9 protein-coding genes are annotated in these 10,343 nt (G+C 42.5%); 7 read left to right on the top strand and 2 right to left on the bottom strand.

Features of this window, described 5'->3' with window-relative positions; all coding sequences use genetic code 11:
* Nucleotides 1–21 precede the first annotated feature (21 nt).
* From bcp to V7K67_RS22855, 4 genes are all read left to right on the top strand, one after another.
* Nucleotides 22–501 carry a thioredoxin-dependent thiol peroxidase gene (gene bcp / locus V7K67_RS22840; protein WP_334730379.1) on the top strand — a complete coding sequence of 160 codons (480 nt, stop codon included), beginning with the start codon at nucleotides 22–24 and terminating at the stop codon, nucleotides 499–501.
* A gap of 109 nt (nucleotides 502–610) precedes the next feature.
* Nucleotides 611–1,237: a restriction endonuclease subunit R gene (locus V7K67_RS22845; RefSeq protein WP_335168536.1), complete on the top strand. Its 627-nt coding sequence runs from the start codon at nucleotides 611–613 to the stop codon at nucleotides 1,235–1,237.
* Nucleotides 1,238–1,242: 5 nt separating this feature from the next.
* A complete protein-coding gene (locus V7K67_RS22850) occupies nucleotides 1,243–2,424 on the top strand; it encodes a cysteine desulfurase family protein (protein ID WP_334730381.1) in 1,182 nt (393 codons plus the stop codon).
* Nucleotides 2,425–2,514: 90 nt separating this feature from the next.
* Nucleotides 2,515–2,979, top strand: a complete 465-nt coding sequence (locus tag V7K67_RS22855; protein WP_334730382.1) for a hypothetical protein — start codon at nucleotides 2,515–2,517, stop codon at nucleotides 2,977–2,979.
* Between the two features lie 268 nt (nucleotides 2,980–3,247).
* Here the strand turns inward: V7K67_RS22855 and thrC are convergent, their stop codons facing one another.
* A complete protein-coding gene (thrC, locus tag V7K67_RS22860) occupies nucleotides 3,248–4,339 on the bottom strand; it encodes a threonine synthase (RefSeq protein WP_334730383.1) in 1,092 nt (363 codons plus the stop codon).
* Nucleotides 4,340–5,231: 892 nt separating this feature from the next.
* Here thrC and V7K67_RS22865 point away from each other — a divergent pair.
* Nucleotides 5,232–5,423 carry a hypothetical protein gene (locus V7K67_RS22865; RefSeq protein ID WP_334708344.1) on the top strand — a complete coding sequence of 64 codons (192 nt, stop codon included), beginning with the start codon at nucleotides 5,232–5,234 and terminating at the stop codon, nucleotides 5,421–5,423.
* A gap of 60 nt (nucleotides 5,424–5,483) precedes the next feature.
* Here V7K67_RS22865 and V7K67_RS22870 read toward each other — a convergent pair whose 3' ends face one another.
* Nucleotides 5,484–7,853, bottom strand: a complete 2,370-nt coding sequence (locus V7K67_RS22870) for a hypothetical protein (protein WP_335168538.1) — start codon at nucleotides 7,851–7,853, stop codon at nucleotides 5,484–5,486.
* Here V7K67_RS22870 and V7K67_RS22875 point away from each other — a divergent pair.
* Together V7K67_RS22875 and V7K67_RS22880 are read left to right on the top strand one after the other, a co-directional pair.
* Nucleotides 7,834–7,986 (top strand): hypothetical protein, encoded by a 153-nt coding sequence (locus tag V7K67_RS22875; protein ID WP_335168540.1) that lies wholly within the window; start codon nucleotides 7,834–7,836, stop codon nucleotides 7,984–7,986. The genes V7K67_RS22870 and V7K67_RS22875 overlap by 20 nt on opposite strands.
* Before the next feature lie 276 nt (nucleotides 7,987–8,262).
* A complete protein-coding gene (locus V7K67_RS22880) occupies nucleotides 8,263–9,930 on the top strand; it encodes an iron uptake porin (RefSeq protein WP_334730447.1) in 1,668 nt (555 codons plus the stop codon).
* Nucleotides 9,931–10,343: the final 413 nt, after the last annotated feature.

Here is a 10,343-nt window from a genome sequence, read left to right on the forward strand (position 1 = left end):
ACAATCTTTTACACCCCCATCATGAGCAACATTCCCCAAGTTGGACAACCAGCACCAGATTTCTCCACTCCCGATCAAAATGGCAATTCAGTCACTCTCGACGATCTCAGCAGTCAGTGGATTATTCTCTATTTTTACCCCAAAGATGACACCCCTGGCTGTACCACCGAAGCGAAAGATTTCACCGATTTATATCAAGACTTCAGCGCATTAGGAGCGAAAATCTTAGGCGTAAGTCCAGATTCGGGTAAGTCCCATTGTAAATTTATCAGCAAACATAACTTGTCAATCACCCTCTTGAGTGACCCAGAACATTTTCTGACAGAAGCCTACGGCGCTTGGCGCTTGAAAAAATTTATGGGCAAAGAATATATGGGTGTTGCTCGCTCAACCTTTTTAATTTCACCTGATAAAATTATTGTCTATGCTTGGCCTAATGTAAAAACCAAAGGTCATGCTCAGGCAGTTTTAACTAAATTACGGGAATTAGCTGCTACGTAACGCAATTGGATATAGGTATAGTGACAGCAATCCTATATAAAATTGCTCTAGAAACTGCCGATGTGATGATTGAAGAAAGAAACTAGACTTTTCACAACTTGAAATAATCATGGTTGAAGTCATCCAAGCTCATAATGTTAGTCTTGCTTATTTAGAAACAAGATTTGGTCTACAACAAACTGAAGGTGAAGATTTTTTTACAGAGTGGTTTGACACTCTGTCAGAAATCACAGATATAGAAAAACAATATCTAGACAGAGTTAAAACTAATTTTATGAGATTGGTTAAACATCCACCAATCCTAGAAAATGCAGTCAAAATGGTAGTTTTGTCTCCTTTATTAGACTTGGCAGGATTCTATCGTGAACCATTTTTTCTGACTACTGAAGAATCTCTAGAAATTACCTTAGAGGATGAAGAAGAGATGATCAGAGGGCGCATTGATGTTCTGGTTATTAAAGAAAAATTGTGGCTGTTAGTAATTGAATCGAAAAGAGCTAGCTTTTCTATTTTAGCAGCCATACCCGAAGCACTGGCTTATATGTTGGGCAATCATAATCCAGATAAACCTGTATTTGGATTAGTGACTAATGGGAGTCATTTTCTTTTCATTAAATTGAGTAAGCAAAATACATTCAAGTATGCTCTTTCTGATGAGTTCACTCTTTTAAAGCGAGAAAATGAATTATGTCAAGTTCTCAGAATTTTAAGAAAACTAAGTCAAAGTTTGAGTTAATAGTTATGTCTCTTCGTCCTATCTACCTTGATGGTCACGCTACTACACCTATAGATGAACGGGTACTCGCAGCAATGCTCCCCTACTTCACAGAAAAATTTGGCAACCCAGCAAGTATTAGTCATGTTTATGGTTGGGAAGCAGAAGCCGCTGTTAAGCAAACGCGAGAAATTTTAGCGGCAGCAATCAACGCTACTCCAGAAGAAATTGTTTTTACCAGTGGTGCAACAGAAGCAAATAATTTAGCTATTAAAGGTGTTGCCGAAGCCTATTTTAAAAAAGGTCAGCATATTATTACTGTTGCCACGGAACATAGTGCAGTTATTGATCCTTGTAATTATTTAAAAAGTCTCGGTTTTGAAATTACTATTCTCCCTGTAAAAAAAGATGGATTGATTGATTTAACTGAGTTAAAAAAAGCTTTACGTCCTGAAACGATTTTGGTATCGGTGATGGCTGCAAATAATGAAATTGGCGTGTTACAGCCTTTAGCAGAAATTGGAGAAATGTGCCGCGATGGGCTAGGCGCTGCTGGAGGCGATCGCAATATCATTTTCCACACCGACGCCGCCCAAGCTATTGGTAAAATTCCCTTGGATGTGCAAGCGATGAAAATTGACTTGATGTCGCTAACAGCGCATAAAGTGTATGGGCCCAAAGGCATTGGAGCGCTGTACGTCCGCAGACGCGACCCCAGAGTGCAACTCGCTCCCCAGCAGCACGGCGGTGGACATGAGCGGGGAATGCGTTCTGGTACATTGTATACACCGCAAATTGTCGGCTTTGGGAAAGCTGTAGAAATCGCTTTGGCTGAACAAGCAACAGAAAACCAACGCCTCACCCAGTTAAGGCAGAGATTGTGGGAACAGCTTTCGCAAGTTGAGGGAATTCATCTCAACGGACATCCTCAAGAACGATTGGCGGGAAACTTGAATATCAGTGTTGAGGGAGTGGATGGATCTGCACTTTTGTTAGGATTACAGCCAGTAATGGCCATATCTTCTGGTTCTGCTTGCTCATCGACAAATACTGCACCTTCCCATGTTCTCACAGCACTGGGACATCCCCAACAGCTAGCTTATGCCTCAGTGCGGTTTGGCATTGGCAGGTTTAATACAGAAGAAGAGATTGATATTGTGGCGAAACATGCGATCGCTACCATTCAAAGTTTACAAAATAAACGTTAAGCATAGAAAGCTCATCAGAATATAGAGACATAAAGCAATCTGGGATAGCAGAATAATAACTGTTGACTCTCGACCGATGACTATTAATTTATGAATCAAGATTTAACACAGCAGTGGTTAACAGAAATCCAGACAATCAAAGAGCAGATGGCATTCCTGCAACACGAGCGCGATGCTGCTTGGGAAAGTGCCCAAAAATGGCGTCAGCTTTATAACACAGAAGCAGAACAACGGCGCACAGATGCCCAACTATCCCAACAGGCGATCGCATCTCTCAAGGCAGATTTGCACAAACTCCAAGGTCTTGAAACAGGGACGCTGGAAGCTGGGACAACAGTCAAAGCTATCCAACAAGAAATAGACCAGCTAAAATCTGTCGAGGACTTGCAAGCTAAACTCATGGCTGTAATCAAAGAACGCGATCGCCTTTTGCAAGCTTTGAAAACTGAACAAGATAACCACGCCCAAAGCCGCAATAGCCTGACTACTGCCTTGGGCGATGCTATTGACAGCTTGACACGCGAACGAGCAGGGGCGGCGGGGAAGGGGGCGTAGGGAGATGAGGGAGCAGGGGAAGCAGGGGAGGTAGGGGAGCAGGGGAGGTAGGGGAGCAGGGGAAGCAGGGGAAGCAGGGGAGGTAGGGGAGCAGGGGAAGCAGGGGAAGCAGGGGAAGAAGGGGAAGAAAAACTATTGATTATTGCCCAATGCCCAATAGACATCTCCAGAAATTAAATATGCGTTATCCAGAGTCCTTGTAGAGACGTAGCACTGCTACGTCTCTACATTCATTTTCACCAGATGTCTAATGCCCAATGCCCCATTCCTAAAATCCCATTGCCTTAGCTACTGCACCCAATTCTGCTGCAATACCCTGTTGAAATTGACTGTGATTGTGTTTAATGGCTGTATCTGGGTCTTTTAGACCATTGCCTGTGAGGACACAAACTACTGTTGCTCCCGTGGGAATTTGGTCTTTCACCTGCAACAACCCAGCGACAGAAGCGGCGCTAGCAGGTTCGCAGAAGATACCTTCTGATGCTGCTAAAAGTCGATAAGCGTCGAGAATTTCGGCATCGGTAACGGCGTGGAAATTTCCCTGACTGGCGGTTTGGGCTGCGATCGCTAACTCCCAACTAGCAGGGTTGCCAATGCGAATTGCTGTCGCTAGGGTTTCGGGATGCGCCACTGGCTTACCATGTACTAAGGGGGCTGCACCTGCTGCTTGGAATCCCATCATTCGGGGTAAGCGATCGCACTTTCTCGCTTGATGATATTGACAAAATCCCATCCAGTATGCTGTGATGTTTCCCGCATTGCCTACGGGGATACATAGCCAGTCTGGGGCATCACCCAGGACATCGACAATTTCAAAGGCTGCTGTTTTCTGTCCTTCTAGGCGGTAGGGATTGACTGAATTCACCAAAGTGATTGGATAGCTTTCGGCCATCTCGCGGACAATTTCTAGGGCTTGGTCAAAATTACCTTTAATTGCCAATACTTCTGCCCCATATAGCAACGCTTGTGCCAACTTGCCTAGCGCCACATAACCGTCGGGAATCAGTACAAAGGCATTCATCCCCCCACGTCTGGCATAAGCGGCGGCGGCGGCTGAGGTGTTGCCCGTGCTGGCACAAATTACTGCTTTTGCCCCTGCTTCCTTGGCCTTGGAAATTGCCATAGTCATTCCCCGGTCTTTGAAACTGCCGGTGGGATTGAGACCGTCGTATTTGACAAAAACCCGTACTTGTCTGCCAATACGTTCTGCGATCGCTGGCGCTGGTATGAGAGGCGTGTTACCCTCCAAAAGAGTCACAATCGGTGTGTTTTCGCTGACAGGCAAGTATTCGCGATAGGCTTCTATCAGTCCAGGCCAGGGTTGGCGATGAGATGTAGCTACAGACAGGCTCAAAGTCACGGGATTTAAAATTTATTAATGTAAGGATTGGATATTTAGAGAGGGTGAGATCGGGAAGTGCAGAATGAGGAAGAGGAAGAAAGTGAATTTTTCTTTGCCAGTTCCCAGTTACGAGTCCCTTAATTCAATTAAGAATATTATTTTTTGTGGTGCAGGCGTTAAATTTGGTATTTTTATTTTTTATTTAGAATGTCAGTTTATCATAACCGCCATAGCAACCTTCAGTTCAACAAATTTAGCTTGGGGATGCTGGCGGGGTGAGAAACGATCGGCAAACGTATTCAGACTTACGCAATAACTCTCTGAAACTCTTATTTTTCACTGCGGAAATATACATAGATGTCTCTGTTCAAGTTTTTAGAGGTTGTCTAATTCCCACTCTATAGACTGAAAACAAGGTTTTAAAGGAGTTTTAGCTGAAGTTGACACGTGTCAGCAAGTACGTTTTTTCATAATTTGGCAGCAATTCTTAATATAGTCTACATATAATTTCTTGCGTAAATTCTCTAAAAACGGCCATAATAATTAGTACAGCCATATATTGACAGGCCACCAAATTAAATAGTTCTAAGTACAGCTTTGCATAACTTCGTAACTTTTTTAAACGCAGAGGAACACAGAGGTAAACGCAGAGGTACGCAGAGTTTTGCCAAAGTTAATTCGCTATGAATTAATGAAATGTTGTACTTGGTAACGTCGAGTGGACGGAAGCTTCGCACGCTTTAGTCGATGTTTTATTTGGAACCCAGCCATTCTAATCACCGTCTCTTATGATTGAACCGAAAATCCATTAGAGTAATTGATTGAAAATATACAATAATTTAATAAAGCTCTAAAGAGCATTATTATAATATTTCTAATGGTGTGAGTTAAATTGTGGATTTAATTAACGATGCCTACTTATTTATCTAGTGTTTCCGATTGCGAGTCCCAAACTAGTTGGGTCAGTAAGTTAACTAAGTCTTACTACCAAGACGATCAGCAAGCTAAATTGATGCATTTACAAGCAGAGGTAGATTCCCTGTTGCAGCAGTTAGAAAACCTAAAACACCAACGTTTAGCCGAAACTAACCAAAAAGAATAAGTCTATTTTGTAGAGCGATCGCCTTGTCCATCTCTAGTCTAAATTTGAATGGAGGGTGTGCTATTCAAAGCGCTGATTTTTTTCTGACCAGCGCTTTAAACTGTAGTTATGAGCATTTTCTACCAGTAAAGCTAGAGATTGCACGCCCGAAAGCTTGGCGATCGCAGAGAGTCTTTGTAAGTCATTTCCTGTAAAATCAGTGTAAATAACTTCATTGCTATCAGACAAAATTATAGTTCGGTCACGACGTTGCTCTGTGTTTCCTGCCGGAATTCCAGGTTTAGACTGATTCAAAGATGCTATTGCTTCTGGTGAGATAGTCAGTATTATTTCTGGTTGAGCGTTATTTGTTAAATCAATTACTTGAACTGGCCAATCACCCAATTTTTCCTGCATCTCCTCAAAGGTAGGAATAGCACCAGCCAGAATTTCGCCAGATTCCTGCAAAGATTGCCACACACTCGATAATATTACCTTCACCCCTTGGGGATTTTGTTGATACAGTTCTCGTAGAGTAATGGGAGATGGTTGCACCCATTCCAATGCTGCATTGGTCAGGGCTAAAGGTTTGGGTTGAAGAACATTATTTTGATTCTCTGGGATTTTTGGGCCAGCAGCTAATAGGCGCAAAACTTTACCCCGTAGTTGCACCGCCTTGATAGCAGCTATACTAATTTGCTGTTCTCCATTAGGCAACCAGACCACAATCTGGATTTCAGGGTCAGAAGTGATTCCCAAAGTTTTCCAAAAAAATTTGGCGGCGTCAGTTTTAGGTGGGTTCAAATTTTCAAAGGGGGAATTTAGCCAGCGTTTACCGTCATTAAATGCACTCACCTCCACTTGATACCAAACTTGGTTATCTGTGAGTTTCAGGTCTACGGTAGAATTTGCTTGCAGCCACTCACTGCTAGTAACTTGAGTGATTGGCTGCACTGTACCAACAATCTGACTAGATATTTGCGACTTTGTAATCTCACCATTAAGTCTTGCTAACAGACCTTGAATATAATCAAGATTATCTTTGGTAATTTTTGGTTGCGCCTTTAACCAAGAATTAGCCTGTCCTTCTCCCTGTTGAACCGCTAAAATCAAAGCAAACCAAGCTTGCACCTCTCGTCTATTTGGGTTCACCCGCAACGCCGCCGCTGTCCGATTCCACAATCGTTTTTTATCAGCTTTAAGTAGAGTCGTTATTTCTTGGGAATTATGTGGCGACGCTTCAAATACTTGTAAAGCTTTTCCCCAGCGACCATCAATCAAATCTGCCAACACCTCTTGACTAGGACTTGCCCAAATTTTCTGGGCTTGGGTTTGAGTAAATTGGGAATGCAAGCGAATCAAATCCATTTGCGCTTGCGCCGCCTCTGGCAAAACTCCTTTGCGCTGTTTCTTGATGAATTTTAACCATTCAAAAGCTGGTGTCCACAGTCCACTACGGGCAATTGACAGGGCATTTTGGTATCCATAATCCTTGAGGACTGGTGATTTGAGGGTAATTGCCTCTAATTGAATTGGTTTAAGGAATAACTTCAGAGACTTGACTTGGTAAACTTGTAAGTGCGGTTCTAAACCTACTGTTTGATCAACAACTAATTCTTTGGTACTATCACCAGTTACCTGCTGCCATTTGGGCAATTGTCCATTCGGACTAGTCCAAGACAACATTTGTAGTAAATTCGTGCGTTCTGGATTGTAGTATACGATTTGTCCGTAGGCGATGGCGTCAGTTTCTTGTTGGCGTTGACCCCGCAAATTAAACCAAACTCCTGGTGATGGTGTCCCACCTTCAAAGCGTTGCACTTGAGTTAAAGGTAAGGGAATGCTGATATCTTGGGGTTCTGATGTCTCATCAAGCCAGGGAGAAGTTACAGAAGATTCCTCTGGCCCAGTTACAGGTAATTGAGTCACTAGATAGTAGTAATTTTCTGACTGAGATTTAAACTCTAACTCAACTGATAGCTCGTAAACCCTGAGTTCCACAAGTTCTTTACAATCAGATTGACAATTAGCACGTTGTTGAAAAACTGGCAGTAAAAATGAGGTTTCCGTATTTTGATTTAAAGGCAGAGGTTCCCCAAATATTTGGTTTTTTTTACTCAAATCGAGTTGAATTTGTTTGATAGTTTGGGGACGTTCGTGCTTCCCAAGGGGGATTTGTGCCCAGGAAGGTAAAATTTTATTTAGCCAGCTTACCCGATCTGGATTGAAGATAAAGAGAACGCTAATCCAGGCAAAAGCCATTATTAGACTAGCACTAATGAACAGAATTGCGTAGGCGCAGCCCGTCGTAGACATCGCTAGCATTGACGACAACCAACTTTCCCGTTTTAGCTTTTTCTGGGGATTTTTAGCGACACGTTTCATTGCACCAGCACGAGGTTTATTTAGTTTCGAGGCTTTTGGCGTCAGCTTGCGTGAGCGATTTGCCATAGATTGGGGATTGGGGATTGGGGATTGGGGATTGGGGATTGGGGATTGGGGATTGGGGATTGGGGATTGGGGATTGGGGATTGGGGATTGGGGATTAGGGATTAGGGATTGGGGATTAGGGATTGGGGATTAGGGATTGGGGATTGGGGATTGGGGATTAGGGATTGAGAAAACTCTTTCCTAGTCCTCAGTCCCCAGTCCCCAGTCCCCAGTCCCCAGTCCCCAATACCCTGTTATACTCGTCCTTTCAGAAGTTGCCCAGAAGCATTAAGTCTAATTTTGAACAAAATCCGTAAATGTCCCCATGTGAACACTAGATGATCGCGAATACACTCTTCACTTAAGTATGTGAGCAGAGTGTAAAAAATTGAAAGGTAGACTTATTAGCCGCAGTCATCGCAAAACATGGATGCTTGCATGGTTACTTATTGCAGGAGTAAATGGAGTTGCACAAAAAGTACTAGCACAAGAGTACGTAAATACAGAAACTACTCAGGAGTCAGGAGTTAAGAGTGATAATATTATTCCCTCATCTCCTTCCCTCTCTCCAGAAGAACCGATGGCGCAAGTTACATCGGTATCTCAACTCAAAGACGTACAACCCAACGATTGGGCATTCCAAGCACTACAGTCTTTGGTAGAACGCTATGGTTGTATAGCAGGCTATCCAGATAGCAGCTATCGCGGTAATCGCGCCTTAACTCGCTATGAATTTGCTGCGGGTGTGAATGCTTGTTTAGATAGAGTCAACGAATTAATCACTACAGCCACCAACGATTTAGTGACTCGCGAAGATTTAGCAACATTACAAAAATTGCAGTCAGAATTTGCCCCTGAATTAGCAACTTTGCGGGGTCGTGTCGATAGTTTAGAAGCCAAAACCACTGAAATCGAAGCCAACCAATTCTCAACAACAACCAAACTCAGTGGACTACTGATAGTTGGTATTCAAGGACGGACTAGCAATCGTGGTGATGTTAATCCTAGAGATGGACAAAAAGATACAAATGATGCAGGGACAAACACTAATGTTATATCTCTGGCGCAGCTATATTTAACTAGTCAAATCACTCCCACTAGTTACTTGTTTACAGGTCTTATAGATGGTAGAGGGAAAACTACACCTAGATTTACCAATAGTGTTTCCCGGAATGATGTTTTACTTGGCTACGAATTTCCTACAAGTAACTTAATTGTAAGTGACCTCAATTTTCATTGGCTGGTGACAAATACATTAGCAGTAATGGTGGGAACAGATGGTGTAAGTATGCCAGCTGCTTTCCGAGGCCCCAACCGTGTAGAAAGTGCTGCAACTGGGCCGTTGTCTTATTTTGCCCAAAGAAACCCAATTTTAAATATGGGATACGGTCACGGCGGTATAGCTATTGATTGGCAATTTGCTAAACGCGCTAGTTTGCAGGCAATTTATACTAGTTATCAACCAGGAAATCCCGGTAAAGGCAGCGGTTTATTTGATGGAACCACCACTACAGGTGTGCAATTGCTGCTGACACCAACCAATACTCTAGATTTAAGTTTGTACTACGTTAACAATTACTCTTCAAATGGTTGTTTACTAACCTTTGTTGGCGATGAATGCTTAACTGCGGTTAATACTACGACTGGAAAATCAGCACCTCTGCAAACCAACGCTGTGGGTGCGACTCTAACTTGGCAAATTTCTCCCCGCATTAGCGCAGGTGCATGGGGTGGTTATACTAAATCTTATATTCCTGGGCAACCGGGAAATGTAGAGACAACAAATTATATGGTGTTTTTGAATTTCCCTGATTTATTTGCTAAAGGAAATTTGGGGGGAATTTATGTCGGTCAACCTCCTAAAATCACTAGTAGCGACTTACCTGTAGGGAATAATGTTCCTGATTTTATCAATACAGGTTTAGGACGTGCAGGTGGACAACCAGGGACAACTACTCAAATTGAAGCATTTTATCGTTTCCGATTATCAGATAATATCAGCATTACACCTGGAATAATTCATCTTATACAGCCTGGCAACACACCAGATAGTGACTCAGTTACTATCGGTATTGTGCGGAGTACTTTTAGTTTTTAATTCTGCTTGCAGATAAATATTATAGAACTTAATAGTTGTAAAAAGTGTGGACAAACCTTCACTTTTTACTTTTGAAGTTTTACCTTCTCTGGAGAAACTACAATCCCCTTTATCCCTTCTGCGAATGCATTAGGGATTGCTTTTCTTAGAATATTTAACGACCCGTTAACATCTGCATTAATTAAATTTCCATTAGCAGATTTATAAAGACCTCGTTTTATTCTCTTCCCATTAAAAGAATGTTTAACACCTTTTTTGGAAGTTGGTATATCATCTTGATCTAAAAAACTAGACTTTGATGTATAGCAATATCCTGAAGAATTACCAAGCCCCTTCGGGGCGGGAACAGGGAACTCTTAACAGGGAACAGAAAAAAAATTAGCCCCGAATACAGGGTTTAAAGCCCCTAAATT

The sequence above is a fragment of the Nostoc sp. genome, from assembly GCF_036917155.1.
GTDB lineage: Bacteria > Cyanobacteriota > Cyanobacteriia > Cyanobacteriales > Nostocaceae > Nostoc.

Coding starts and splice junctions, on each gene's coding strand:
- bcp (WP_334730379.1), top strand. CDS start 22: ATGAGCAACATTCCCCAAGTTGGACAACCAGCACCAGATTTCTCCACT.
- V7K67_RS22845 (WP_335168536.1), top strand. CDS start 611: ATGGTTGAAGTCATCCAAGCTCATAATGTTAGTCTTGCTTATTTAGAA.
- V7K67_RS22850 (WP_334730381.1), top strand. CDS start 1,243: ATGTCTCTTCGTCCTATCTACCTTGATGGTCACGCTACTACACCTATA.
- V7K67_RS22855 (WP_334730382.1), top strand. CDS start 2,515: ATGAATCAAGATTTAACACAGCAGTGGTTAACAGAAATCCAGACAATC.
- V7K67_RS22865 (WP_334708344.1), top strand. CDS start 5,232: ATGCCTACTTATTTATCTAGTGTTTCCGATTGCGAGTCCCAAACTAGT.
- V7K67_RS22870 (WP_335168538.1), bottom strand. CDS start 7,853: ATGGCAAATCGCTCACGCAAGCTGACGCCAAAAGCCTCGAAACTAAAT.
- V7K67_RS22880 (WP_334730447.1), top strand. CDS start 8,263: ATGCTTGCATGGTTACTTATTGCAGGAGTAAATGGAGTTGCACAAAAA.